The organism is Micromonospora sp. 050-3, from assembly GCF_046549335.1.
Lineage (GTDB): Bacteria > Actinomycetota > Actinomycetes > Mycobacteriales > Micromonosporaceae > Micromonospora > Micromonospora trifolii.
Map to the genome: position 1 here is coordinate 499,257 of NZ_JAJPVX010000002.1, position 23,741 is coordinate 522,997.

Genomic DNA, 23,741 nt, shown 5'->3' on the forward strand with positions numbered 1-23,741 from the left:
AGCTGCTGCTGGGCGGGTACGGGGTCGGGCATGCGGATCGTGGTAGTGGGGGCGAGCGGCAACGTCGGTACGGCGGTGCTGCGGCGGCTGCGCCGGGAGCGGGGCGTGGAACTGGCCGGTGTCGTTCGGCGGTTGCCTGGCCCGGATGCCGGCGAGCCGTACGACCAGGTGGAGTGGCACTCCTGTGACATCGGCGCGCCGGGCGCGGTCGGGCAGCTCGCCGAGGTGTTCGCGGGTGCGGACGCGGTGGTGCACCTGGCCTGGCAGATCCAGCCCAGCCACGACCAGCGGGTGCTGCGCCGAACCAACGTCGAGGGCAGCCGGGCGGTGATCAACGCGGTGGTCCAGGCCGGTGTGCCGGCCCTGGTGTACGCCTCGTCGGTCGGCACCTACGCGCCCGGCCCGAAGGACCACCCGATCAGCGAGCGGTGGCCCGCTACCGGTGTGCCCGGTTCGTCGTACAGCGAGCACAAGGCGGAGGTGGAGGCGCTGCTTGACGGGGTCGAACGGGATCACCCGACGCTGCGGGTGGTGCGGATGCGCCCCGGGCTGATCTTCCAACGGGCCGCCGGTGCGGAGATCACGCGTTACTTCCTCGGCCCGTTGGCGCCGGTGCGGCTGCTGCGCTTCGGCCGGATTCCGCTGGTGCCGACGAACCGCCGGTTGCGGATGCAGGCGGTGCACGCCGATGACGTGGCTGACGCGTACGCCCGGGCGGTGTTGGGTGATGCGCGCGGCGCCTTCAATGTCGCCGCGGACCCGGTGCTCACTCCGGAGCTGGTGGCCCGGCACTTCCATGGTTGGACGGTGCCGGTCGCCGCGCCGGTGTTGCGAGCGGCGGCGGCGCTGACCTGGCGGGCGCGGCTGCAACCGGTCGACGCGGGCTGGGTGGAGCTGGGTCTGAACGCCCCGCTGATGTCCAGCGAGCGCGCGGAGACCGAGTTGGGTTGGCAGCCCAAGATCAGTGCGCTGACGGCGCTCAAGGAACTCTTCGCCGGAATGGCCGAGGGAGACCACACGGCAAGCCCGCCGATGTCCGGCGCACGGGACCTGCCCGGCCGCCCCGCCGCCCTCCTCCACGCCCGCCCCCCGGGCGAAGGGAACCCCTACTGACCGACCCCGCACCCGGCTCGCTGATCAAGAGCTTTCGGTCAGAAAACGCCGCCCCGATGACCGAAACCTCTTGATCACCGGCGCGGGCCACGGGCGCGCGGGCCACGGGCGCGCGGCGCGGCCGGGTTAGGAGAGCTTGGAGTTGGTGACCGTGGGGTTGCGGGCGCCCAGGAAGAAGATGCCGGGGAAGCCGCGGGTCTCGAACTTGGCGCTGGGGTTGCGGCGCAGGGTCGAGTTTTCGATCCTCATCGTGCCGGTGCGGTTGTTGCTCACGAAGAAGACCGCGCCGCCGCCCTCGTTGGCCTTGTTGTTCTCGATGATCGTGCCGGCGATCCGTACGGTGAACTCGTTGCCGTCGCAGTAGATCGCGCCGCCGCTGCCGCCGCCGGGCGTGCCGGACTTTGCCGGGTTGGCGCCGCTGCCGATCGCCTCGTTGTTCCTGAGCAGGCTGTTCAGCACCACCCACGACACGCCGATGCTGCTCAGCGCCCCTCCGTTGGAGCAGGAACCGCCGTCGAAGGTGCTGCCCACCACGTACACCGGCTTGTTCTCGTACTGGCTCAGTACCCGAACGGCCGCGCCACCCAGGTCGGGGCCGGTGCGGTCGCAGCGGTTGCGGACGAAGCGTGAGTTGACCACCTTGAGCCGCCCGCCGCGGACGAAGATCGCCCCACCGCCGCCGCCCTCGGCCTTCTCGCCGGTGGAGTTGCCGTCGGCGAAGGTCAGGTTCTGCACAGTGAGCTGCGGGTGATCCTGGTTCTGGCAGTGCGAGGTGGTGAAGCCCTGGGCCTCGTCGCAGGTGTTCATGTAGAGGATGCGGCGCTGCCCCTGGCCGCTCAGCGTGACAGTGCCGCCGCCGTCCAGCACGATCTTCGGCCCGTTGGCGTTGCGCACCTTCGCGGTGGCGGCCATCTTGATCGTCACCGGGGCCGGTCCACAGTTGAACGTGATGACACCGCCGGCCGCGACGGCCTTCACGACCGACGCGGAGGTGCAGCTCGCCGGGGTGCCGGTGCCGATGGTCCGGGTCGGCTTCGAGGTGTCCACCGCCCGCGCCTCGGCCGGCACGGTGGCCCTGCCGTTCGGGTTGCCGGCGGCGAGCACCTTGTTGGCGGGCTTCGGGCTGGCGCTGGCCCCCGGGCCGCCGAGGCCGTCGCGAGCCCCGGGCGCGTCGCCCTGACCGCCGGTCGGCAGCGCCGTCGGCGAGGCGGTCGAGCCGGCCTCGAACGCGGGGGCCGGGTCGTTGGGCGCGCAGGCGGGCAGGGTCGCGGTGGCGACACCGAGGACGAGGAGAGCGGCAAGCGACGTCATGCGCACCCCGTGATGCTAGGAGCCGCGACGGCATCGCGACGAATCCGCCGGGCCGGTTTAATGCGCAGCTAAGCCGCGCCGGGTGCCCGCCCGCCGGTCAGGCGCGTCAGGTGTGGGAGAGGGCGAAGGCGGTCAGGAAGCCGGCGACCGTGATCAGCCCGACCAGTAGGTGCGCGTTCTCGAACGCCTCCGGGACCATTGTGTCGGTGATCATGGCGAGGATCGCCCCGGCGGCCAACGCGGTGATGGCGGCCAGCACCTCCGGCGGCGCGCCACCCAGCAGCGTGTTGCCGACCAGCGCGGCGACGCCACTGATCAGCGCGATCCCGGTCCAGAGCAGGAACACGTACCGTCGGGTGCGGCCGGCCTGGCGCATGCCGGCCGCGCTGGAAAGCCCCTCCGGCACGTTGCTGAGGAACACCGCCGCCACAGTGACCAGGCTGACCGCGCCGCCACTGAGCAGGCTGGCGCCGATCACTACCGATTCCGGTACGCCGTCGAGCAGCGCGCCGACAGCGAGCGCCGACCCGGAGCCGGGCTGCTCGCCCTCGGAGGGCTGTTGGTCGCCGGACCGCTTCCGGTGCCGGGCGCCGCGCCGGGCGAGAACCAGGTTGGCCACCGTGTAGACCACAGCACCGACGGCGGCGCCGAGAACTGTGGGCAGCAGCCCGCCCTGCGCGTGCGCCTCGGCGATCAACTCGAACGACACGGCGGAGAGCAACACCCCCGCGCCGAACGCCATGATCGACGCGATGACGCGCTGCGGCACCCGGGCGAACCAGCCGACCGCCGCCCCGATCAGCAGCGCCGACCCGGCCAGCAGCCCCCATCCACCCGCCTGTAACCACTCCGGCATTCGCGGGACCGTACCCACTGTCGCCGGAGCGACAAACCCGATTGTGAGGAGGGCTCAGAAGTCGGCGAAGAGGTACGGCACCCGGCGGGGAAAGAGGCCGCGCAACTCCGTGGCGGCGTCCACAGGCACCTCGCCCAGACCGCGTAGCGGCAGCTCGGCCGGGTCCAGCACCCCGTACGCGAGGGCGGAGAGCCCGGCGGCGGTGAGCGTGGCGGTCGGCGCGCGGCCGGTGGTGTCGTCGACAAGTTCCAGCGCGCCGGTCGTGCCGTCGAGCAGGTGGGTGCCGGCCAGCCAGCGGTCCCCGGTCAGCTCTATCCGCACCCGGCCCGGGCCGGCGGGCAGCCCGCTCAACGCGTCCAGCGACAGCAGCCGGGCCATCGGCGCGGACGAACCCGGCACGGCCGTGCGGGCCTCGACGTGCACGTCCAGGTCGGTCAGCCACAGCTCGGGCAACTCGTCGGGCGGAACCTGAACGGTGATCCGCTCGATCTGGTCGACGTGCCGGGCGAAGAACTGCAACAGCAGCGTCCGCGCGAGCGGGTCGGTGACCAGCAGTTCGTTGCCGTGCAGCGTGCCGCCGTGTTCGTCGATCCGGTAGGTCACCGCTCCGGTGACCTCCCCGCCGACCCGGGCGGTGAGCAGCCAGTACTCGTCACGGTCGCGCATCCCGATCGCCCGGTGGTCCGGGAAGATCGCGAAGCCGTGTCGTTCCTGAAGGTTGCGTTCGGTGAACGCCCGCCACGCCGGATAGCCGGCCGCGACGCGTTCCCAGCCGACCTCGCCGGGCAGCTCCACCCGGAGCAGCGCGGCCAGGTTGGCCGGAGCGAAGGTGACCCGGCGTGGCTTGGGCAGCCCGACGTAACCGAACCGGGCGTAGAAGCTGGGCCGGAACGGATAGAGCGCGCTGAGCGGATGACCCTCGTCGCGCATCTCGTCGAGGAGTTGGTGCAGCAACGTCCGGACGTGCCCCTGCCGGCGGGCCAGCGGATGGGTTGCCACTCCGGCGACACCTGCCATCGGCAGCACCACCCCGCGCAGGTTCTGTCGCATCGGGATGGCCGAGACGGCGGCCAACGTGGTGCCGTCCTCCTCGGCGATCAGCGTCCGGTTGCCCTGGTTGTAGGGCAGATAGTCGCGGAACTCGGCGGTGCGGGCAGCACTGAGCGGCGAGGACTCGAAGGCGTACGCGGCCAGCGGGAAGCTGGTGGTGAGACGGTCGTCGTCGGTCACCCGGCGGATGGTCATTCGCCCATCTCAACCCGCCGCGCGGGTCGCAGCAACCTGATTGGCCCGATCCACGACCCGCTGCGGCCGGCGGAACCCGAACCAGTCGGTTCGGGTGGGCCGCCGAGTGAGCCGTACGGGTCAGCGGGCGACGACGTCGGAGACCACGACTGTGACGTTGTCCGGCGCACCGGCGTGGTGGGCCAGCTTCACCAACTGCTCACCGCACTGCTGACGGTCCGCGTACATGCCCAGGGCCGTGGCGATGGCCTCGTCCTCGACGTAGTCGGAGAGCCCGTCGCTGCACAGCAGCAGCCGGTCGCCGGGGACGACGGTGAGCACCCCGATCGCGGGTGGGGTGTCGGCGCCCTGCACGGCCCGGGTCACCAGGGACCGCTGCGGGTGGTGGCGGGCCTGCTCCGGAGAGAGGGTGCCCTGATCGACAAGCGCCTGCACGAACGTGTCGTCCCGGGTGAGCTGGGTCAGCTCCCCCTCGCGTAGGAGGTAGCAGCGGGAGTCGCCCACCTGGGCCAGCACCAGCGTCTCCCCGGCCAGCAGTGCCGCGGTGAGCGTCGTACCCATGCCGTCCCGGCTCGGGTCGACGGTGATGGCGGCGTGGATGCGCTGGTTGGCGGTGCTGACCACGGCACGCAGGGCGTCGGCGGCGCCGTCGGGGTCGGTGGGCGGAGCCAGTTCGTCCAGGATCCGGATCACGATCTCGCTCGCCACCTCGCCCGCAGGCAGCCCACCCATGCCGTCGGCGACGGCGATCAGGCGGTCACCGGCGAGGGCGGAGTCCTCGTTGTTGGTGCGCACCAAGCCGATGTCGTTGAGGATGACCGAGCGGAGGATCAGCGTCATGGGGTCAAGCTTGCCAAGAACAACCCGCATTCGTCTCTACGCCTCCTACCTAGGTCGAGAAATGATTGCGATTTTCGTCGACCGGGCCGACGTTCCGTGACCGATCGGCGGGGTCTCAGCGGCGCGGATAGCGCAGGAGCAGGCTGGCGGCGACCTCCTCGTCACCCACCGCCGCGTAGCTGTGTGGCACGTCCGACACCCAGCGGAGGTGACCGCCGGCCGGGGCGGTCAGCGGCGCGTCGGCCGGCCCGGCGCGCAGCACCCCGGCGAAGACCGTGACGTGCTCGGTGACTCCCGCCGGGTGGGCGGGGGAGAGCTGGCCGGGGCCGGGCGCGACCCGCATCCGGTACAGCTCGTAGGTCGCGTCGGTGTCGGTGAAGACCTCCAGCAGGGTCGCGGTGACAGCGGTGCCGTGCACAGTGGGCCCGGCGGCCGGCTCCGCCAGCACCGCCGTCAGCGGTACGCCGAGCTGCGCGGTGACCGCCCAGAGCGTCTCCAGGGTCGGGTTGCGGGTGCCGTGCTCCAGGCCGGAGAGGGTGGCCTTTCCGACGCCGGCGAGCCGGGCGAGTGTGGACAGCGAGATCCCCTGCTCCTCGCGCAGGGCGCGGACCCGGCGCCCGACGACGGCGGGGTCCACGTCGAGGCCCGGGCGCGGGGCTGGTGGTGGGTGCGGCACCCGGCTATCGTGCTACACGCTTCCGTTCCGTAAACGGAACAGTCGGGAGGGTGGGGTGGCCGGACGCGTGCAACCAGTGCTGGCGGGGGTGGTGACCGCGCTGGTGGGCTTCGCCAGCTCGTTCACCGTCGTGCTTGCCGGGCTCCGAGCGGCGGGCGCGTCGGACGCGCAGGCCGCCTCCGGCCTGCTCGCTCTCTGCGTGGCTAGCGGGTTCGTCGCCGTCTGGCTGGGCTGGCGGTACCGGATCCCGATGAGCGCGGCCTGGTCCACTCCGGGCGCGGCGCTGCTGGTGGCGACCGGGCCGCCGCCCGGCGGATGGCCGGTGGCGGTCGGCGCCTTCCTCGTCTCCGGTGCGCTGATCGTCGCGGCCGGGTTGTTCCCGCCACTCGGCCGTGCGGTGGCAGCCATCCCCAAGCCGGTGGCCGGCGCGATGCTCGCCGGGGTACTGCTGCCGCTGTGCACCGCCCCGGTCCGCGCGCTGGTCGAACTGCCGGTGGTGGCCGGGCCGGTGGTCGTCGGCTGGCTGCTGCTGCACCGGTTCGCCCGCCGCTGGGCGGTGCCCGGCGCGCTGGTGGTGGCGGTGGCGGCGATCGCACTGACCGCACCGCCGGCCGGCCTGACCGGTGCCGCGCTGATCCCGTCCGTCACGCTGACCGCGCCGGCCTGGAACGCGTCCGCACTGGTCGGACTGGCCCTGCCGCTGTTCCTGGTCACCATGGCCGCGCAGAACGTACCCGGCATGGCGGTGCTGGTCGGCTACGGCTACCGGCCGCCGTTCGGCGCGGCGTTGCGGACCACCGGTCTGGCCAGTCTGCTCGCCGCCCCGGCCGGCGGGCACGCGGTGAACCTCGCGGCGATCACCGCCGCGCTGGCCGCCGGCCCCGACGCGCACCCCGACCCGGAGCGCCGGTGGATCGCCTCGGTCACCGCGGGCGCTGGGCTGGCAGTGCTCGGCCTGGGCGCCGGGGTGGCCACCACGCTGGTGGCGGTCGCCCCGCCGATCCTCATCGAGGCGGTCGCGGGGCTGGCGCTACTGGGCGCCCTCGCCACCGCGCTCGCCTCGGCGGTGACCGACCCGGCGACCCGCGAGGCCGCCGTGGTCACCTTCGTGGTGACCGCGTCCGGGGTGACGCTGATCGGCGTGGGCGGCGCGTTCTGGGGCCTGGTCGCCGGCTGCCTGATGCTGCTGCTCTTCCACCGCCGCCAGCCCGCCGCGCCGGAGCAGCCGGTCGCGCCGGAGCAGCCTGCCCCCGCGGCGCCCGGAAGATCCACTCGGGTTTCATGAAGTCGGGCTGTCCCGAGGCTCCGGAGGCCCCGATTTCCGTGAACCCGAGTCGATCAGGGCGCTGGGGTCACTCCTCGGGCGGCAGGTCGGCCACCCCGACAGCCAGGAGGACCCGGCCGTCGGCCACCGACCCGATCCGGTCGGCCGGTACGTAGACCGCGCCGGTACGGGCCAGGTTGGTCGAGACCTTCAGGTAGCCGCTGTGCAGCAGCCGCGCCGCCAGATCGGCCGGGACGTCCGGTTCCTCGACCGCAGTCGCCTCGATCAGCTCGTCCAGGCTGCTGCCCGGGTCGGCGGTCGGTGTCTGGACGGTCACCGCGTTCGGGTCACCCCGCTGGACGAGGTCCACGGTCCCGACCTCGGTGCCGGCTGAGTCGATCACCGGCATCCCGGTGGTGATCCGCGAGATGGTCGCCTGCTGCTCGTCCTGCTGGTCCATCCCGCTGCGGTTCCCAGGGCGGCGCGCCGCTAAACGCCGCCGCCCGCCCGCCCACTCAGCCGTTCGGGAGGGTCCAGCCGCTGGGCGGGCGGGGGGACAACTCCCGCCAGGTGTCCGGGCCGTCGAGCAGCGCCCGGACGGTGTCCTCGGCTTCGTCCGCACTGCCGTACTCGTAGAAACGGGAGATGCCCTCGGCGCCGCCGGCGCGCTGCTCGACGTGCCACCGGTCGGCGTCCACCCGCAGGAAGACGTCCCGCCGGGCCAGCCGCCCCCACTTCCCGTTCCACCAGTGCTTTCGCTGCTCCATGGCGGGACTCTATCGAACACACGTACGAGAAGGTGCGGCCCCTGCGGGAATCCCACAGGGGCCGATGTGCATCCGTTCGGGTCAGCGCTGCGTCGGCGGCTCGGGACGCCGGCCCAGCACGTCGTCCAGCGCCCCGCGCTGCTGGCCCGGGGTGGTGTGGCCGGCGGAGACCAGGGCGTCCCGGATCTCGGTGAGCAGCTTGACCTCCTCGCTCGGCGCGGAGGGCGGCGGCTCCTCGCCCCGCTTGCGCCGCTCGGCCAGCCGGTTCATCGGGTAGACGACCAGGAAGTAGAGCGCCAGCGCGGTCAGCAGGAAAGTGATCACCGCGTTGACGAACGCCACCCAGTCGAACGGGATCTCCCGGAACGTGGGGATCGAGCCGGTGAGGCCGTTCTTGTTCCCGGTGATCAACACGATGATCACCCGGACCAGCGGTTCGAGGAACGACTTGGTGAGCTGGGTGACCACGCCCGTGAACGCGGCGCCGATGACGACACCGACAGCCAGGTCGACGACGTTGCCGCGCATGATGAAGTCTTTGAAGCCCTTGAGCATTCGTACTCCCGAGGTGTCCGCTTTTCTGTCGGGCACAACCTATGCCCGTTCGGCGGGTTCCAGAAAAGCGCCGGCTTCGAGCGCCGCCCGGCCGGGATCTCCGGCCCGGATCGCCTCGACCAACCGGGTGTGGTCGACGTAGCGCTCGGGGGTGAGCGCCCCACCCATGGCCTGGGCGACAGTGCTGCGCAGGGCGGTGCCCACCGAGGCGTACAGCTCGGCGAGCATGGTGTTGTGCGCGGCGGCGACCACCGCCGTGTGCAGTGCCGCGTCGGCCTCGACGAACGCGTCGACCCGGCCGCCGTGCCAGGCGGCCTCGCGCTGGGCGAGCGCGCCGTCGAGCGCCGCCAGGTCTTCCGGCGTACGCCTCAGCGCGGCGAGCCGGGCGGCCTCCACCTCGAAGGCGCGGCGTACCTCGATGACCTCGGTCATCCGGTCGTCGCCGAGCCGGCGGGCGACCACCGGTGCCAGTTCGTCGGTGGACACCACGTAGGTGCCGGAGCCCTGCCGGCACTCCAGCACCCCGGCGTGCACCAGGGCGCGGACCGCCTCGCGGACAGTGTTGCGCCCGACGCCCAGCGCGGCGACCAGTTGTGGCTCGGTGGGGATGCGCCCGCCGACAGGCCATTCGCCGCCGAGGATCCGGGCGCGGAGTTGCTCGGTGGTCTGCCGGACCCGGTGGCCGCGGGGCGGCACGGCGGGCTGACCGCTGGGCGGCACCGGAGGCGCGGTGGGGAAATCAACCGACGGTGGCACTGGTTACATCACCGGTCCCAAATTCATCCCATGATTGTAGGTTAGAGGTCATGACCCCGCCACCAACCGCCGCTCCGGCGCTGCCCGCCCCCGCCGCCGCCGACCCTCGCCCGACGCGGGACCCCGGTGCCGGCCGGCGGACGCACCCGGCGACCGGTGGCGCGCTGGTGCTGGTCGGGATGCTGCTGGTCGCGCTCAACCTGCGTGCCGTGGTGACGAGCCTCGGCGCACTGCTCGACGAGGTCCGCGACGGGCTGGGCCTCTCCGGCGTCACCGCCGGTCTGGTCACCACCCTGCCGACCATCGCGTTCGCCGGCCTCGGCGCGCTCACCCCGTGGCTGGTCCGCCGGGTGGCACCGGCCCGGGTGCTGGTGGTCGCCATGCTCGCCCTCGCCGTCGGCCAGGTGCTCCGGGTCGCCACCGACTCGGTCCTGATCTTCGTACTCACCAGCGCGCTGGCGCTGTCCGGCATCGCGGTCGCCAACATCCTGCTGCCGATGCTCGTCAAGCAGCACTTCCCGCACCGCACCGGCCTGGTCACCGGGGCGTACACGATGGCGTTGACAGTGGGCACGACGGTGGCCGCCGCCTCCGCGGTGCCGATCGCGCACGCCTTCGGGTCGTGGCGGGCCGGGCTCGGCGTCTGGGCCGCGATGGCCGCGGTGGCCGTACTCCCGTGGGTGCCGCTGGCGCTGCGGACCCGCGCCGCGGCGCGGCGGGCGACCCCGACGGCGGTCGTCGCCACACCGGTGCGGGTCCGGCCGGCGCGGACCCGGCTCGGCTGGGCGATGGCCGTGTACTTCGGGGCGCAGTCGCTCAGTGGGTACGCGATCATGGGCTGGCTGGCCCAGCTGTTCCGCGACGCCGGTTACCAGCCGGAGTCGGCCGGGCTGCTGCTCGCCGGGGTGACCGCGCTCGGCGTGCCGATCGCGCTGCTGATGCCCACCCTGGCCGGTCGACTCGGCAGCCTGCGGCCGCTGGTGCTCGGGCTGACCACCGCGTCGGCGCTGGCCTACCTGGGGTTGGCGCTCGCACCGCACGGTGCCGCGCTGCTCTGGGTCGCCCTGCTGGCGATCGGTCAGGGAGCGTTCCCGATGATCCTGACCGCCATCGGCCTGCGCGCCCGCACCGCCGAGGGCACTGTCGCGCTCTCCGCGTTCGCGCAGAGCACCGGGTACGTGATCGCCGCCCTCGGCCCGCTGATGGTCGGCGTCCTCTACGAGGCCACCGGCGGCTGGACCGCGCCGATCGGCTTCCTGCTGGGCGCCCTGGCCGTGCAGACGACGGCGGGCATGGCGATCGCTCGTCCCCGTTACGTCGAGGACGAGTGACGCACGCTGACGGTCAGGAGGAAGCCGGCGTCGATTCGCCGGCGACTGCCTCATCCACCGTCGGGTAGGTGTGCAGCACCTCGACCAGCCCGCTCACCTCGAGGATGCGCAGCACCCCGCGCTGCGGGGCGGCCAGCCGGACGACGCCGCCAGCCTCGTCGCAGCTGTTCTTGGCGCGGACGAAGACCGACAGGCCGGTCGAGTCGCAGAACGAGACGTCCGCCAGGTCGAACACCAGCCGGTTGCGGCCTTTGTCGAGCAGGTCGGTGATCTGGTCCTGTAGCTGCGGTGCGGTGGCCATGTCCAGCTCGCCCGCGACCGCCACGACGACCACGTCGCCGCGTTGTTCCGTGTGCACCGTCAACGACATTCGCCAGACCTCCTGTTATCGGGGGAACGGTATCCCACGACCATGGTCGGAGGTAGAACGGGAGCCGTGATCCGGTGGCCATCGTCATTCCGTTGCTACGGGGCAAGTAGTTGGTCAGACCCCGGTGATAGAGTCCGCCCGGTCCAGGTCAAGGGGGTTCGAAATGGCGTTGAGCACCGAAGAAAGTGGTCGGCTCGCCGCGCTGCTCAGCGGGCAGGACGCACGGGTCACGACTCGGTGGACCGAGATCGTCACCAGTTCGTTGCGAGGCCGGCTGAGCCAGGCGGAGCTGCGCCGACAGGTCGAGGACCTGCACGGTGCCATCGTCGCCACCGGCAAGCAGGGCACCATCGACCTGTCCGCCGACAGCGCTGCCGAACTGCGCGCCGCGCTCTCCGAGCTGTCCCGTGGCCGGGCCCGGCAGGGCTTCTCCGCCACCGAGACCACGATCAGCGTCTTCGCGCTGAAGGACGTGCTGGCCGAGCTGGTGCAGGAGGCCGGCGGCCCGAACGCGCTCCAGGACTACGTCGCCTTCTCGAAGCTTGTCGACGAGATGGGCCTGTTCACCTTCGAGAGCTTCGTCCGCACCCGGGAGAGCCTGATCGCCGACCAGGCCGAGCAGCTGCTCGAACTCTCCACGCCGGTGGTCAAGCTCTGGGAGGGCGTCGTCGCCGTGCCGCTGGTCGGCACCCTCGACTCGGCCCGGGCCCAGGTCGTCATGGAGCGGCTGCTCCAGACCCTGGTCGACACCGGCTCGCCGTACGCGATCATCGACATCACCGGCGTACCGGCGGTGGACACCCAGGTCGCCCAGCACATCCTGAAGACCGTGGTGGCCGCCCGGCTGATGGGCGCCGACTGCATCATCTCCGGCATCCGTCCGCAGATCGCGCAGACCATCGTGGCGCTCGGCATCGAGTTCGGCGACATCGCCACCAAGGCGAGCCTCGCCGACGCGCTGCGCCACGTGCTGCGACTCACCGGGGTGGAGACCGCCCGCCGCCAGCCGCGTCGGGCCGTCTGATGGAACGCGTACCGATCCTCAAGATCGGCGACATCCTGCTCGTCTCCATCCAGCTCGACATGTCCGACCAGACGGCGGTTCAGCTCCAGGATGACCTGGCCGAGCGGATCGTGGACACCGGCTGCCACGGCGTCATCATCGACATCACCGCGCTGGACATCGTCGACTCCTTCGTCGGGCGGATGCTCTCCACCATCGCGTCGATCTCCAAGGTGCTCGACGCGGAGACGGTGGTGGTCGGCATGCGTCCGGCAGTCGCCATCACCCTTGTCGAACTGGGGCTGTCGCTGAACGGCATCCGGACCGCGCTGAACGTGGAACGCGGCATGGAACTGATCGCGGCGGCCCACGCGGACGAGCTCGACTACCAGCTCGACGACGATCCGGACGCCGAGACGGCCACGCCGTGACCGCGAGCATCGACCTGGGCCAGCCACAGGCGCAGTCGGTCCGCAGCGACGAGGACGTGGTGCGCGTCCGGCAGCTGGTCCGCGCCGTGGCGGTGGCCGTCAAGCTGTCCCTCGTCGACCAGACCAAGGTGGTCACCGCGGCGAGTGAGTTGGCCCGCAACACCCTGGTGTACGGCGGCGGCGGTTCGGTCGAGGTGACGGTCGTGGACAACGGCCGACGCAAGGGCGTGCAGATCGTGTTCGCCGACTCCGGGCCGGGCATCGCCGACCTCGACCTGGCCATGACCGACGGCTACACCAGCGGCGGCGGCCTCGGCCTCGGGCTCAGTGGGTCGCGGCGCCTGGTCGACGAGTTCCAGATCGAGACGTCGACGGAGAGCGGCACGCGGATCACGGTCACCAAGTGGTCCAGGTGAACGGCGACGCTGTCACCGACAGTGGCATCTGGTTCCGGGTGGAGGCCAGCAGCGCGGCGAGCGCCGTCCGGCGGGCCGCCGAGCGCCTCGGCGCACAGGTGGAGATGGGTGCGGCGCGCATCGCCGACCTGGCCATCGTCGCCGCCGAGCTGACCAGCAACCTGGTCAAGCACGCCGACGACGGTGTCCTGCTGCTCCGACCGGTACGCCGCGCCGGGCAGGCCGGCGTGGAGCTGATCGCCATCGACTCCGGGCCCGGCATGGCCGACCTGACCGTCTCCACCCGCGACGGGCACTCCACCACCGGCACCCTCGGCATCGGTCTGGGCGCCATCGTGCGGCAGGCCAGTTGGTTCGACGGATACTCGCTGCCGGGCAAGGGCACCGTCCTCGCCGTGCAGGTCTGGCCGGCGGAGCCGGCGCGGCCGTCCTGGGCCGGTGCCCTCGCCCGACCGATCACCGGCGAGACGGTCAGCGGCGACGGGTACGCGGTCCGGGTCGTCGACGGGCGGCACCAGGTGCTGGTCAGCGACGGGCTGGGGCACGGCCCGCTGGCCAACGCCGCCACCGAAGCGGCGCTGGCCGCGTTCCGTGACGCTCCGGCCGGCCCACCTGCGGTGGTGGTCGGTCACCTGCACCGGAGCATGTCGCACACCCGTGGCAGCGCGCTCGCGGTCGCCGAGCTGGTGCCGGAGGCGGGTGTGCTGCACTACGCCGGCCTGGGCAACATCTCCGGCGTGGTCGTCGAGGGTGACGGCCGCCGTCGAGGGCTGGTGTCGCTGCCCGGCATCGCCGGCCACCAACGGCCGACGATCCGGGAGTACGACTACCCGTTCGGTCCCGGCGCCCGGCTGGTGATGCACAGCGACGGGGTGGTCGACCGCTGGCGGATGACCGACTACCCGGGCCTGGCGGAGCGATCCCCGCTGGTCATGGCGGCGACCCTGCTCCGTGACGCCGGTGTGCGACGTGACGACGCCTGCGTACTGGTCGCGAGGTCTTGGGCGTGAGCGGGAAGCCGGCAGCGCTGCCGCTGCTCCAGATGGCGCTGCGGGTCGAGCAGGACATCTTCGTGATCCGTCAGCGCGGGCGCGAGGTGGCCGCGGTGGTCGGCCTGGAACACCAGGACCAGGTGCGGATCGCCACCGCGCTCAGCGAGGTCGCTCGGGACCTGCTGCGGACGACCGGCGGTGCGGACGTCTCGTTCCACGTCGAGGCGGGCGCCGATGGCCGGTTCCACCTGCGCGCCGACCTGGCCCCGGTGACCCCGCTGCCGGACGGCCGCTACCAGCCGCAGTCCGGCGCGGTGTCCCGACTGGTCGACACGTTGAGCGTGTCGACCGTCGAGGGGGTTACGGTCGTACGGATGTCCCGACGAGTCCCGGCCAACGCGCCGACGCCGACCCCGGAGCGGCTCGCCGAGTTCCGTACCGAACTCGGCCGCACCGCGCCGGCCAGTGCGCTGGACGAGTTGACTGCGCAGAACGGGCAGCTCATCGCCGCACTGGACGAGGTGCGCAGTCAGCGCGACGAGCTGGCCGTGCTCAACGAGGAGCTGGCCGAGACCAACCGCGGCGTGCTGGCGCTCTACAACCAGCTCACCGAGGAGTTGGAGGAGACCAACAGGGGCGTCGTCGCCCTCTACGCCGAGTTGGACGAGAAGTCGGCCCAGCTCCGTGCGGCGAGTGAGTCGAAGAGCCGATTCCTGGCCAACGTCAGCCACGAGCTGCGTGCCCCGGTCACCGCGATCATCGGCCTGGGGCGGCTGCTGACCGACTCCGCCTCCGACCCCCTCACCGACGAGCAGGGCCGCCAGGTCGATCTGATCCGCTCCTCGGCGGCGGACCTGCTCAACCTGGTCAACGAACTTCTCGACCTGGCCAAGGCGGAGTCCGGGCGGATCGAGCCGGAGCTGGCCGAGGTCGACCTGAGGCCGGTCTTCGGTCAACTGCGCGGCACCCTGCGCGCGCTGGCCACCCGCCCCGAGGTGGAGCTGGTCGTGGAGGAGCTCAGCGGGCCGGCTCTCCTGCGCACCGACGAGGTGCTGCTCGGTCAGGTGCTGCGTAACCTGCTGCACAACGGGTTGAAGTTCACCGAGCGCGGCGAGGTGCGGCTGCGGGCCAGCCAAAACGGCGACCGTTGGCAGTTCAAGGTCAGCGACACCGGGCCGGGCATCGCTCCCGAGCTGCACGACCGGATCTTCGAGGAGTTCTACCAGATCCCCGGCGCCACCCGGGTCGGCGGCACCGGCCTCGGTCTGCCGTACGCCCGGCGGTTGGTGACGCTGCTCGGCGGGACACTGGAGCTGACCAGCGCGCAGGGCGAAGGCAGCACGTTCACCGTCTCCCTGCCCACAGGCGGGGCGTGACGGCGTGGACGGCATGCCGACAACCATCCTGGTGGTCGACGACAGTCGTACCAAGCGTTATCTGCTGGTCAGCTGGCTCACCCGGGCCGGGTTCACAGTGCTGGAGGCCGAGAACGGCGCCGAGGCGTTGGCCCGGGTCGAGGTGGACCGGATCGACCTGGTGGTCCTCGACGTCCGGCTGCCCGACCTGAGCGGCTACGAGGTCTGCGAACAGATCAAGGTGCGGCACCCGGCGATGCCGGTCATCCACGTGTCGGCGCACGCCGTGGACGTGGCCGACCGCGCCCAGGGGCTGACCCGGGGCGCGGACGCGTACCTGACCGAGCCGATCGAGCCCGAGGAGCTGATCGCCACCACCCGGGCCGTGCTGCGCTACTACCAGGCCCGGCAGCGCGCCGAACTGCTCGCCGAGCGGCTGCTCGGGTTGGCCGACACGACAGTCGCTGTGCACGCGGCGCCGACCTTCGCGCGTCTGCTGGAGGCCGCAGCCGAGGGAGCCGCCCAGATCTTCAAGAGCCCGGCGGCGGTGATCGCCGAAACCTTCGACGGTGACTGCCTCGCCGGCGTCTGCGCCGGTCCCGGCGAGGTGGCCGCCGTGGTGCCGTGGGTCGTCGACGACACCGGGGTGCCCACCGGCGCCACGGTCCGAGTGGAGCCCTCGGCGAACTGGGCGCTCGTCGAGTGGCCGGCGGACGACACGTTGACCATCGCCGCCGCCAAGCTGCGCTTGGATCGCGCCCCGCTGTACGTGGTGGTCCCGACCGCCACCCAGACCGCGCAGACCCCGGTGCTCAAGCAGTTGGCTCAGGCGGTGGCGGCGGCAGTGGAGGGGCAGCGCTCGTTCGACGAGGAGCACCGGATCGCTGTCACCCTCCAACGCAGCCTGCTGCCGCGAGGGCTGCCCACAGTGGCCGGGCTGGACCTCGCGGTGCGTTACGAGCCGGCCAGCGCGCAGACCGAGGTGGGCGGCGACTTCTACGAGCTGGTGATGCTCGACGGGCACCTGCTGCTCGCGATCGGCGACGTCGCCGGCCACTCGTTGCACGCGGCGACAGTGATGGCCGAGCTGCGGCACGCGGTGCGGGCGTACGCGGTCGAGGGCCACCAGCCCGGCGAGATCCTGCACCGGGTCAACGAGCTGATGCGGACCCTGCTGCCGAACGAGGTGGCGACGCTCTGCGTACTGCTGATGCACCCGCCGACCGGGCGGGTTCGGCTGGCCAGTGCCGGGCACCTTCCACCGCTACTGATCATGGACGGCAAGGTCGAGTTCGTGCAGCACTCCGCGCCGCTGCTCGGCATTCGCGCCCCGCGCCCGGCCGACCTGGAGTTCGTGGTGCCGGCCGGGGCCACGCTGGTCTTCTACACCGACGGGCTGATCGAGCGACGGGACGCCACCATCGACGAGGGACTGGCCGCGCTGTCCCGGGTCGCCGCGACCGTCGACGGTGACCTGGACCAGTTCTGTGCCCGACTGCTGGTGGAACTGGCCCCGCCGGAGATCCAGGACGACGTCGCAGTGGTCGTCCTGCGGCGCCGCTGACCTGTCGGCTCTCTCAGCTGTCTCGGCTTCCTCAGCGCACCGAGCGGGCGTACGCGGCGGGGGACACCCCGGCCACTGAGGTGAAGTCACGGACCAGGTGGGCCTGGTCGCTGTAGCCGAGGTCGGCGGCGAGGTCGGCCCAGCTCAATGGGCTACCGGCGGCCTGTTCGACAGCCTCCTGGAGCCGGTAGCGGCGGATCACCCACTTCGGCCCGACCCCCACGTACTCCATGAAGAGCCGCTGCAACCGGCGGACCGGAACGTCGTGCCGCGCGGCGAAGTCGTCGACGCGCAGCACCGTCCGGTCGGTACGGATCGCCTCGGCCAGTAGGACGGCCTCCTCGGCCATCGGGTCCGGCTCCGGCTGCCAGGCGGTGAGGACGGTGTCCAGCGCCCGGCAGCGCTCGTCGTCGCTGGCCGCCAAGGTGGGTGCTGCCGGGGATGCGCCCGCGCCCACCGAGGCGTCCGGGTGGGTCAGCCGGCCGGCGGGCAGCGGCACCCTGCGGCCGGTCAGCTCGCTGACCGCGCGCCGCCAGAACGGGTGGAAGCCACCGGGGCGGAACTGCACCCCGGACACCCGGCCGGTGCCGTTGAGCGTGATCCGGAACAGGTCGCGGCCCACCCCGGCCACCTCGCCGGACTCGGGCCCGTCGTCGTCCCGTCGAAACACCACGTTCACCGCCGGGTGCGGCACGACCCGCTGCTCGAACGGCGCACTCAACACCCAGTCGATCAACCAGTAGTGCTCGACCCACCGGCGCAGCGACTCCGCCGGCAGGTGTCGACGGAAGCGCACCTCGCGCAGCAAACGCCCGGGGTCGAGAATCCCCCGGCTGTCGCCACGCGGTCGCTGTCGCATTTGTTCAAGACCACCCTCATACGCTGGCCCTATGTCCACTCAGACTAGCGAGCTGCTGGCGGCCGCCGCGCCGCGAACCGTCGATGTCGTGCGGGGTATCTCCGACGACCAACTGGACCTGCCCACACCGTGCCAGGACTACCTGGTCCGTGACCTGCTCAATCACCTCTTCCAGGTGGTGGTCAACTTTCAGGACCTGGCCGAGAAGCGACAGGTGGAGTGGGCCGAGAAGCCCGACCACCTGGGCGACGGCTGGCGGGACCGCTTCGAGGCGGAGACCGGCCGGTTGGTCGCCGCCTGGTCGGATCCGTCCACCCTCGAGGGCGTGTCGCCGGGCATGGGTATGCCGCAGCCGGTCATCGGCGGCATGGCCCTGCTGGACCTGACCGTGCACGGCTGGGACCTCGCGGTCGCCACGGGTCAGCCGTACCACCCGGCTCCGGAGGCGGTGGCCGAGCTGCACGGGCTGGTGGAGCAGTTGGGTCCCACCGCCCGCAAGATGGGCGTCTTCGCCGACCCCCTACCCACCCCAACCCCCGACCTGGCCCCCGACCTGGCCCACCTCCTGACCCAAACCGGCCGCACCCCCACCTGGCCCCAAACCCCCTAACCCCACCCCCTCGTCCCGTTGATCATGAAGTTATTGCCATCCATCGCGGCGTGTCGGCGTAATAACTTCATGATCAACGAGGGCTGCCGTGGGGTGGGGTGGGGGTGGGGGTTGGGTTGTTGACTTGGGTATTCGCTGGGTGAATAGTTGGCCGGGTGTCCACGCCGCATGTTCTGCTCGGGTTGCTCGCTGGGGGCAGCCGGCACGGGTATGAGCTGAAGCGTGCGCACGACGAGCGGCTGCCACGGGCTCGGCCGCTGGCCTTCGGGCAGGTCTACGCCACTCTCGGTCGCCTCGAACGCGACGGGCTGGTGGCTGCCGCCGGGCAGGATCGGGTGGGCGGGCCGGATCGCACGGCGTACGCGCTGACCGACCAGGGGCGGGACACGCTGGACCAGTGGCTGTCCACAGTAGAAGCGCCCATGCCGTACGTGACCAGCACGCTCTTCGCCAAGGTCGTGGTGGCGCTGCTGGTCGCCGACGTCGATCGGGCCCGGTCGTACCTGATCGCCCAGCGCGCCGCGCACACCGCACGGCTGCGTGAGCTGACCGCGGTCAAGGCCGACCCGGTCGCCACCCTCAGCGACGTGGTCGCGGCCGATTTCGCGATCGCCCACCTCGACGCGGATCTGCGGTGGCTGCACGCCACCCTGGGCCGGGTCGCCGACTGGCACCGGGAGGTGCATCCGTGACGCAACTTGAGGCTCGCGGCGTGGTTCGGGCGTACGGCCCGACGCCCGCGCTGCGCGGCGTGACGCTCGAGGTGGCCGAGGGTGAGATCGTCGCCGTCACCGGTCCGAGTGGCTGCGGCAAGTCGACCCTGCTGCACTGCCTGGCCGGGATCCTCCGGCCGGATGCCGGCGAGGTCACCTGGCGCGGGCACCGCATCGACACCTGGTCGGAGGCGGCCCGGTCGCGGCTGCGGCGCACCGAGTTCGGGGTGCTGTTCCAGTTCGGTCAGCTGGTGGCCGAGCTGACCGCGGCCGAGAACGTCGCCCTGCCCCTGCTCCTCGCCGGCACGGGGCGGCGAGAGGCACGGACGGCGGCGCTCACCTGGCTGGAGCGGTTCGGGGTGGCCGAGGTCGCCGACGTGCGGCCGGGTGAGATGTCCGGGGGTCAGCAGCAACGCTGCGCCACGGCGCGGGCGCTGGTGACCGAGCCTCGGGTGCTCTTCGCCGACGAGCCGACCGGCGCACTGGACACGCTCACCGGCGAGCAGGTCCTCACCCAGTTGGTCCGGCTCGCCCGTGAGCAGCGCACCGCCGTCGTGCTGGTCACCCACGAGCCGCGGATCGCCGCGTACGCCGATCGGGAGATCGTGTTGCGTGACGGCCTGGTGGACCACACCGGCCTGGGGCTCGACGTGCCGCTGGCCGGCGGCACGCGGTGAGACCGACGACGCTGCTCCGCCTCGCGCTCGCCGGCACCCGCACCGACACCGCCCGGGTGGTGCTGACCGCGCTCAGCGCCCTGCTGGCAACCCTGACCGGGCTCGCGGCGTTCACCGTGTGGGCCATCCCCACCCCGGCGGCGACGGTGGAAAACCAGGCGAGGTGGTCGGAGCAGTACCACAACGCACTGTTGATGCAGCCCGGGTTGCGTGGTGGCACCGCGTTCGCGCTGCTGATGCTGATGATCCCGGTGCTGGCGCTGGCCGGCCAGTGCGCCCGGCTCGGCGCGCCGGCACGGGACCGCCGGTTGGCAGCGCTCCGGTTGGCCGGCGCCACTCCCGGGCAGGTCACCCGGCTGGTGGTGCTGGAGACCGGCGTGGCCGCTCTGCTCGGCACGCTGGTCGGGTTGGGTGTCTACCTGGTCGGCCGCGATCTGCTGCACCGACCGGACGCGCAAGGTCAACTGGCCCTGCCGACCGACGTGCTGCCGTCGCCCGGAGCGCTGGCCGGCGTGGTGCTCGGTCTGCCGGTCGTGGCGGCGCTGGCCACCGCCCTGATGCTGCGTACGGTCACCACCAGCCCGCTGGGGGTGAGCCGCAAGGCCGCCCGCGAGCGTGGTCCGGGTCCGTGGGCGGGGCTCCTTATCGGGTTCGGCGTGGCCTCGTTCGCGGTGATCCGCCCGGTGGTCTACCGGTTCGCCGACGACGTGGAGTTGATGGCCTGGCTGGTGCCGGCGTTGTTCGCTGTGGGCGCGCTCGCGGCGATGATCGGGGTGGTGATCGGCACCGGCTGGCTCTCGTACCACTGCGGGCGGTTGCTTCGTCGGCACGCCCGCGGCCCGGCTGCCCTGCTCGCGGCGGGCCGGCTGATGGCCGACCCGTGGGCGGGCAGCCGGACCTTCGCGGCGCTGCTCGCCGCCCTGATCTTCGGCGGGGGCGCCGCCGCCCAGCGGGCCTACTTCGGGACCAAGGACCAGCTTGAGCAGGAGCAGAACCGGTTCGCCGGGTTGGATGGTGGCACCGACCCCTTCTATCTGTCCACTATGAACTATGTCGACGGCGCGATCGCCGTTGCCATCCTGATCGCGACGGGCGGGCTGATCGTCGCGCTGGTCGAGGGGATCGTCGCCCGTCGACGCGCCTACGCCGCGTTGGTCGCCACCGGGGTGCCCCGCGCCACGCTGAGCCGTTCGGTGGCCTGGCAGGCGCTCGCACCGGCCGTGCCGGCGATCCTGCTCGCGCTCACAGTGGGCACGCTGCTCGGCCGAGGGCTTGCCGCGCCGGAGGTGTCAGGGGGCGGCGGGATGGCGACGATCTGCGAGGCCACTGTGGCGCTCTGTGAGGACCCTGCCACCAGCGCGCAGTACAACCGGGTCGTGCACATTCCCGAGGTGCAGCGAGCCGTTCCCGTACCTCTGGAGCACCTGGCGTGGCTCGGTGCCGGCGCGTTGGCGGCGGTGCTGGTGACGATCGGTGTCGGCCTGCTGTTCCTGCGCGCCAGCACCGCGCTGGACGAGTTGCGGGCGACCTGAACCGAGGTATCCCACTGGCCGGCATGATCCGCTCAGCCGGGTCAGGCGGCGAGCAGGCCGGAGGAGAGTGCGATCAGGGTGCCGACCACAGCCGAACAACAGCAGACCAGCAGGCCGGCGACCACCGCGAGGATCAGCCAGACCCGGCGATCCCGCGCCACCGCCGCCACGCTCGGTCGGCGCACGTCCTCGGCGGCTCCGCCGTCACTATCCGTAGCCCCGGTCACCCCGGAAGTCTAGGCCGCGACCTTCGCCGCGACCCGGAAAGGCCAGGCCGTGCGGCGCGGAACGCCCGCGCACACACGACCTGGCCCGACGGGTCAGGCGTGGCCGATGCGGTCCAGGATCCAGGCGTTGATGAACGCCTCCTCGCGCCAGGAGTCGTAGCGACCGCTCGGGCCGCCGTGCCCGGCACCCATCTCGGTCTTCAGCAGGTAGTCGCCGCTCGGGGCCACCGCCCGCAGCCGGGCGATCCACTTCGCCGGCTCCGAGTAGAGCACCCGGGTGTCGTTGAGGCTGGTCACCGCGAGGATCGCGGGATAGTCCACGGCGGCCACGTTCTCGTACGGCGTGTAGGACTTCATGTACGCGTACACCTCGGGGTCGTCGAGAGGGTTGCCCCACTCCTCCCACTCGGTGACGGTCAGCGGCAGCGACGGGTCGAGGATCGACGTGAGCGCGTCCACGAACGGCACCTGCGCCACGATCCCGGTGAACGCGTCCGGCGCGAGGTTGGCCACCGCGCCCATCAGCAGGCCGCCAGCAGAGGCGCCCCGGGCGACCAGTCGGTCGCTGGTCGTCCAGCCGGCCTTGACGAGGTGCCGGGCGCACGCCACGAAGTCGGTGAAGGTGTTCTTCTTGGCCAGCATCTTGCCCTGGTCGTACCACCGTCGACCGAGCTCACCGCCGCCCCGGATGTGCGCCACCGCGAAGACCACGCCCCGGTCCAACAGGGACAGCCGGGCCACCGAGAACCACGGGTCCATGCTCGCCTCGTACGAGCCGTAGCCGTACAGCTCGCAGGGCGCCGAGCCGTCCCGGGGGGTGCCCACCCGGCAGACCAGTGAGATCGGCACCCGGGTGCCGTCGTCGGCGAGCGCCCAGTCGCGGTGCTGCTCGTACTCGGCCGGGTCGTACGGTCGCCCGTCCGGCCCGGGCAGCACCGGCTTCTGCTTGAGCAGCACCATCTGCCGGGTGACCAGGTCGTAGTCGTACACCGAGTCGGGGGTGATCAGCGACGAGTAGCGCAGCCGGACCTGGCCGGTGCGGTACTCCGGGTTGGCGTCCAACCCGACGCTGTACAGCGGCTCGGGGAAGTCGATGTCGTACCCGTCGTCACTGCCCACCGGCAGCACCCGCAGCCCGGTGAGCCCTTCGGTGCGCAGCGACACCACCAGGTGGTTGGCGAAGGCGTCGACGGCCTCCAGCCGGGTGCCGGGGGTGTGCTCGATCAGCGGCACCCAGTCGCCCGGTACGTCCGCCGAGGTGAAGGCCAGCGCGAAGTCCTCAGCGCCGTCGTTGTGCAGGATCAGGAAACGGTGGCCGTGGTGCTCCACAGTGTATTCGACGCCCTGTCGGCGGGGAGCGATCACGGCCGGCGCGCCGGTCGGGTTACCGGCGGGGATCACCAGCACCTCACTGGTCACCTTGCTGTGTACGTCGATGAGAATGAACTTCTCCGACCGGGTCAGCTCCACCCCCACCCAGAACCGCTCGTCGTCCTCCTGGTGGACCACCACGTCGTCGGCGGCGGCGGCGCCGATGGTGTGCCGCCAGACCCGGTTCGGCCGCCAGGCGTCGTCCACTGTCACGTAGAACAGCACCGAGGCGTCGGCCGACCAGGCGGTGCCGTAGAACGTGTCAGGCACCTCGTCCGGCAGCAGCTCACCGGTGGTCAGGTCCTTCACCCGCAGGGTGAACCGCTCGTCACCGGAGAAGTCGGTGGAGTAGGCCAGCCAGCGACCGTCCGGGCTGACGTCGAACGCGCCGAGCGAGAAGAAGTCGTGCCCCTCGGCCAGCAGGTTGCCGTCGAGCAGCACCTCCTCGCCGTCGAGCGGGGCGCCGTCCGCGCTGACCGGCGGGTCGGTCTCGCCGTCGCGGACCGCCCGGCGGCACTGCACTCCGTACTGTTGCCCCTCGACCGTCCGGGTGTAGTACCAGTGCCCGCCCTTGCGGGTCGGCACGGACAGGTCGGTTTCCTGGGTGCGTCGGCGAGTCTCCTCGAACAGGTCGGCGCGCAGGTCGGCCAGGTGTGCCGTACGCGCGTCGGTGTACTCGTTCTCGGCGGTCAGGTAGGCGATCGTCTCCGGGTCGTCCTTGGCGGCGAGCCAGGCGTACTCGTCGACGACGGTGTCGCCGTGGTGGGTGCGCTCGCTGGGCACCCGCTTCGCCGCGGGCGGGGCAGTCTCGGTGGTCACGGCGGCCACGTTACCGGCCGGCAGCCGCAGCGCGCCGGACCAGCGGCATCCCGATACTCGCCACCACGGCATTCGAACACATGTACGA

Annotated in this window: 26 protein-coding genes; 13 read left to right on the forward strand and 13 right to left on the reverse strand. The window is 72.0% G+C overall.

The genetic code is table 11. The annotated features are described in order from the left end of the window. Nucleotides 1–30 precede the first annotated feature (30 nt). The gene (locus tag ACLJOK_RS17315) at nt 31–1,113 is read left to right on the forward strand and encodes an NAD-dependent epimerase/dehydratase family protein (protein WP_410819844.1); all 1,083 of its coding nucleotides are present in this window, start codon (nt 31–33) and stop codon (nt 1,111–1,113) included. Nucleotides 1,114–1,239: 126 nt separating this feature from the next. Here the strand turns inward: ACLJOK_RS17315 and ACLJOK_RS17320 are convergent, their stop codons facing one another. From ACLJOK_RS17320 to ACLJOK_RS17340, 5 genes are all read right to left on the reverse strand, one after another. Further along, on the reverse strand, nt 1,240–2,424 hold the full coding sequence (locus tag ACLJOK_RS17320; protein ID WP_410821520.1) for a hypothetical protein: 1,185 nt from the start codon (nt 2,422–2,424) through the stop codon (nt 1,240–1,242). A 106-nt stretch (nt 2,425–2,530) separates the two neighbouring features. Continuing rightward, nucleotides 2,531–3,280: a ZIP family metal transporter gene (locus tag ACLJOK_RS17325; RefSeq protein ID WP_410819845.1), complete on the reverse strand. Its 750-nt coding sequence runs from the start codon at nt 3,278–3,280 to the stop codon at nt 2,531–2,533. A 54-nt stretch (nt 3,281–3,334) separates the two neighbouring features. Beyond that, on the reverse strand, nt 3,335–4,525 hold the full coding sequence (gene eis / locus ACLJOK_RS17330; protein ID WP_410819846.1) for an enhanced intracellular survival protein Eis: 1,191 nt from the start codon (nt 4,523–4,525) through the stop codon (nt 3,335–3,337). 120 nt (nt 4,526–4,645) lie between these two features. Then, nucleotides 4,646–5,365, reverse strand: a complete 720-nt coding sequence (locus ACLJOK_RS17335; RefSeq protein ID WP_410819847.1) for a PP2C family protein-serine/threonine phosphatase — start codon at nt 5,363–5,365, stop codon at nt 4,646–4,648. A 115-nt stretch (nt 5,366–5,480) separates the two neighbouring features. Next, a complete protein-coding gene (locus ACLJOK_RS17340; protein WP_357364754.1) occupies nt 5,481–6,041 on the reverse strand; it encodes an XRE family transcriptional regulator in 561 nt (186 codons plus the stop codon). 55 nt (nt 6,042–6,096) lie between these two features. Here ACLJOK_RS17340 and ACLJOK_RS17345 point away from each other — a divergent pair, with 55 nt between their 5' ends. Next, nucleotides 6,097–7,326: a benzoate/H(+) symporter BenE family transporter gene (locus ACLJOK_RS17345; RefSeq protein WP_410819848.1), complete on the forward strand. Its 1,230-nt coding sequence runs from the start codon at nt 6,097–6,099 to the stop codon at nt 7,324–7,326. Nucleotides 7,327–7,393: 67 nt separating this feature from the next. Here ACLJOK_RS17345 and ACLJOK_RS17350 read toward each other — a convergent pair whose 3' ends face one another. From ACLJOK_RS17350 to ACLJOK_RS17365, 4 genes are all read right to left on the reverse strand, one after another. After that, on the reverse strand, nt 7,394–7,765 hold the full coding sequence (locus ACLJOK_RS17350; RefSeq protein ID WP_410819849.1) for a hypothetical protein: 372 nt from the start codon (nt 7,763–7,765) through the stop codon (nt 7,394–7,396). 55 nt (nt 7,766–7,820) lie between these two features. Beyond that, nucleotides 7,821–8,072, reverse strand: a complete 252-nt coding sequence (locus ACLJOK_RS17355; RefSeq protein ID WP_355417069.1) for a hypothetical protein — start codon at nt 8,070–8,072, stop codon at nt 7,821–7,823. An 81-nt stretch (nt 8,073–8,153) separates the two neighbouring features. Beyond that, nucleotides 8,154–8,627 (reverse strand): large conductance mechanosensitive channel protein MscL, encoded by a 474-nt coding sequence (mscL, locus tag ACLJOK_RS17360; RefSeq protein ID WP_410819850.1) that lies wholly within the window; start codon nt 8,625–8,627, stop codon nt 8,154–8,156. A gap of 39 nt (nt 8,628–8,666) precedes the next feature. Continuing rightward, a complete protein-coding gene (locus tag ACLJOK_RS17365) occupies nt 8,667–9,383 on the reverse strand; it encodes a FadR/GntR family transcriptional regulator (protein ID WP_410819851.1) in 717 nt (238 codons plus the stop codon). Nucleotides 9,384–9,433: 50 nt separating this feature from the next. Here ACLJOK_RS17365 and ACLJOK_RS17370 point away from each other — a divergent pair, with 50 nt between their 5' ends. Next, on the forward strand, nt 9,434–10,714 hold the full coding sequence (locus tag ACLJOK_RS17370) for an MFS transporter (RefSeq protein ID WP_410819852.1): 1,281 nt from the start codon (nt 9,434–9,436) through the stop codon (nt 10,712–10,714). A gap of 13 nt (nt 10,715–10,727) precedes the next feature. On the opposite strand, the gene ACLJOK_RS17375 is transcribed toward ACLJOK_RS17370, so the two are convergent. Then, the gene (locus ACLJOK_RS17375) at nt 10,728–11,084 is read right to left on the reverse strand and encodes an STAS domain-containing protein (RefSeq protein WP_091395791.1); all 357 of its coding nucleotides are present in this window, start codon (nt 11,082–11,084) and stop codon (nt 10,728–10,730) included. A gap of 163 nt (nt 11,085–11,247) precedes the next feature. On the opposite strand from ACLJOK_RS17375, the gene ACLJOK_RS17380 reads away from it, so the two are divergent. The 6 genes from ACLJOK_RS17380 to ACLJOK_RS17405 are packed head-to-tail and all read left to right on the forward strand — an operon-like array spanning nt 11,248 to nt 16,845. Then, entirely contained in the window at nt 11,248–12,108 is an 861-nt protein-coding gene (locus ACLJOK_RS17380; protein WP_410819853.1) for an STAS domain-containing protein, read from the forward strand. Further along, a complete protein-coding gene (locus ACLJOK_RS17385) occupies nt 12,108–12,518 on the forward strand; it encodes an STAS domain-containing protein (protein WP_272614759.1) in 411 nt (136 codons plus the stop codon). Before ACLJOK_RS17380 ends, ACLJOK_RS17385 begins: the two co-directional genes overlap by 1 nt. Next, nucleotides 12,515–12,934, forward strand: coding sequence for an anti-sigma regulatory factor (locus tag ACLJOK_RS17390; RefSeq protein ID WP_410819854.1), 420 nt, complete (start codon nt 12,515–12,517; stop codon nt 12,932–12,934). Before ACLJOK_RS17385 ends, ACLJOK_RS17390 begins: the two co-directional genes overlap by 4 nt. After that, nucleotides 12,931–13,944 (forward strand): SpoIIE family protein phosphatase, encoded by a 1,014-nt coding sequence (locus tag ACLJOK_RS17395; protein ID WP_410821521.1) that lies wholly within the window; start codon nt 12,931–12,933, stop codon nt 13,942–13,944. The genes ACLJOK_RS17390 and ACLJOK_RS17395 overlap by 4 nt, the downstream gene beginning before the upstream one ends. Nucleotides 13,945–13,976: 32 nt before the next feature. Beyond that, nucleotides 13,977–15,302 (forward strand): sensor histidine kinase, encoded by a 1,326-nt coding sequence (locus ACLJOK_RS17400; protein WP_410821522.1) that lies wholly within the window; start codon nt 13,977–13,979, stop codon nt 15,300–15,302. Nucleotides 15,303–15,315: 13 nt separating this feature from the next. Next, nucleotides 15,316–16,845, forward strand: coding sequence for a SpoIIE family protein phosphatase (locus tag ACLJOK_RS17405; RefSeq protein WP_410819855.1), 1,530 nt, complete (start codon nt 15,316–15,318; stop codon nt 16,843–16,845). A gap of 31 nt (nt 16,846–16,876) precedes the next feature. On the opposite strand, the gene ACLJOK_RS17410 is transcribed toward ACLJOK_RS17405, so the two are convergent. After that, nucleotides 16,877–17,704, reverse strand: coding sequence for a DUF6597 domain-containing transcriptional factor (locus tag ACLJOK_RS17410; protein WP_410819856.1), 828 nt, complete (start codon nt 17,702–17,704; stop codon nt 16,877–16,879). Between the two features lie 31 nt (nt 17,705–17,735). Here ACLJOK_RS17410 and ACLJOK_RS17415 point away from each other — a divergent pair, with 31 nt between their 5' ends. The 4 genes from ACLJOK_RS17415 to ACLJOK_RS17430 all read left to right on the forward strand — a co-directional run bounded on the left by ACLJOK_RS17415 (nt 17,736) and on the right by ACLJOK_RS17430 (nt 21,236). Next, a complete protein-coding gene (locus ACLJOK_RS17415; RefSeq protein WP_410819857.1) occupies nt 17,736–18,314 on the forward strand; it encodes a TIGR03086 family metal-binding protein in 579 nt (192 codons plus the stop codon). A gap of 155 nt (nt 18,315–18,469) precedes the next feature. Then, nucleotides 18,470–19,006, forward strand: a complete 537-nt coding sequence (locus ACLJOK_RS17420) for a PadR family transcriptional regulator (protein WP_410819858.1) — start codon at nt 18,470–18,472, stop codon at nt 19,004–19,006. Further along, nucleotides 19,003–19,704: an ABC transporter ATP-binding protein gene (locus ACLJOK_RS17425; protein WP_410819859.1), complete on the forward strand. Its 702-nt coding sequence runs from the start codon at nt 19,003–19,005 to the stop codon at nt 19,702–19,704. The genes ACLJOK_RS17420 and ACLJOK_RS17425 overlap by 4 nt, the downstream gene beginning before the upstream one ends. Then, nucleotides 19,701–21,236 carry an FtsX-like permease family protein gene (locus ACLJOK_RS17430; protein ID WP_410819860.1) on the forward strand — a complete coding sequence of 512 codons (1,536 nt, stop codon included), beginning with the start codon at nt 19,701–19,703 and terminating at the stop codon, nt 21,234–21,236. Before ACLJOK_RS17425 ends, ACLJOK_RS17430 begins: the two co-directional genes overlap by 4 nt. 41 nt (nt 21,237–21,277) lie before the next feature. Here the strand turns inward: ACLJOK_RS17430 and ACLJOK_RS17435 are convergent, their stop codons facing one another. After that, nucleotides 21,278–21,463 carry a hypothetical protein gene (locus ACLJOK_RS17435; protein WP_203123352.1) on the reverse strand — a complete coding sequence of 62 codons (186 nt, stop codon included), beginning with the start codon at nt 21,461–21,463 and terminating at the stop codon, nt 21,278–21,280. A gap of 93 nt (nt 21,464–21,556) precedes the next feature. Further along, the gene (locus ACLJOK_RS17440; RefSeq protein ID WP_410819861.1) at nt 21,557–23,653 is read right to left on the reverse strand and encodes a S9 family peptidase; all 2,097 of its coding nucleotides are present in this window, start codon (nt 23,651–23,653) and stop codon (nt 21,557–21,559) included. Nucleotides 23,654–23,741 lie beyond the last annotated feature (88 nt).

Coding starts and splice junctions, on each gene's coding strand:
- ACLJOK_RS17315 (WP_410819844.1), top strand. CDS start 31: ATGCGGATCGTGGTAGTGGGGGCGAGCGGCAACGTCGGTACGGCGGTG.
- ACLJOK_RS17320 (WP_410821520.1), bottom strand. CDS start 2,424: ATGACGTCGCTTGCCGCTCTCCTCGTCCTCGGTGTCGCCACCGCGACC.
- ACLJOK_RS17325 (WP_410819845.1), bottom strand. CDS start 3,280: ATGCCGGAGTGGTTACAGGCGGGTGGATGGGGGCTGCTGGCCGGGTCG.
- eis (WP_410819846.1), bottom strand. CDS start 4,525: ATGACCATCCGCCGGGTGACCGACGACGACCGTCTCACCACCAGCTTC.
- ACLJOK_RS17335 (WP_410819847.1), bottom strand. CDS start 5,365: ATGACGCTGATCCTCCGCTCGGTCATCCTCAACGACATCGGCTTGGTG.
- ACLJOK_RS17350 (WP_410819849.1), bottom strand. CDS start 7,765: ATGGACCAGCAGGACGAGCAGCAGGCGACCATCTCGCGGATCACCACC.
- ACLJOK_RS17355 (WP_355417069.1), bottom strand. CDS start 8,072: ATGGAGCAGCGAAAGCACTGGTGGAACGGGAAGTGGGGGCGGCTGGCC.
- mscL (WP_410819850.1), bottom strand. CDS start 8,627: ATGCTCAAGGGCTTCAAAGACTTCATCATGCGCGGCAACGTCGTCGAC.
- ACLJOK_RS17370 (WP_410819852.1), top strand. CDS start 9,434: ATGACCCCGCCACCAACCGCCGCTCCGGCGCTGCCCGCCCCCGCCGCC.
- ACLJOK_RS17375 (WP_091395791.1), bottom strand. CDS start 11,084: ATGTCGTTGACGGTGCACACGGAACAACGCGGCGACGTGGTCGTCGTG.
- ACLJOK_RS17380 (WP_410819853.1), top strand. CDS start 11,248: ATGGCGTTGAGCACCGAAGAAAGTGGTCGGCTCGCCGCGCTGCTCAGC.
- ACLJOK_RS17385 (WP_272614759.1), top strand. CDS start 12,108: ATGGAACGCGTACCGATCCTCAAGATCGGCGACATCCTGCTCGTCTCC.
- ACLJOK_RS17400 (WP_410821522.1), top strand. CDS start 13,977: ATGGCGCTGCGGGTCGAGCAGGACATCTTCGTGATCCGTCAGCGCGGG.
- ACLJOK_RS17405 (WP_410819855.1), top strand. CDS start 15,316: ATGCCGACAACCATCCTGGTGGTCGACGACAGTCGTACCAAGCGTTAT.
- ACLJOK_RS17410 (WP_410819856.1), bottom strand. CDS start 17,704: ATGCGACAGCGACCGCGTGGCGACAGCCGGGGGATTCTCGACCCCGGG.
- ACLJOK_RS17415 (WP_410819857.1), top strand. CDS start 17,736: ATGTCCACTCAGACTAGCGAGCTGCTGGCGGCCGCCGCGCCGCGAACC.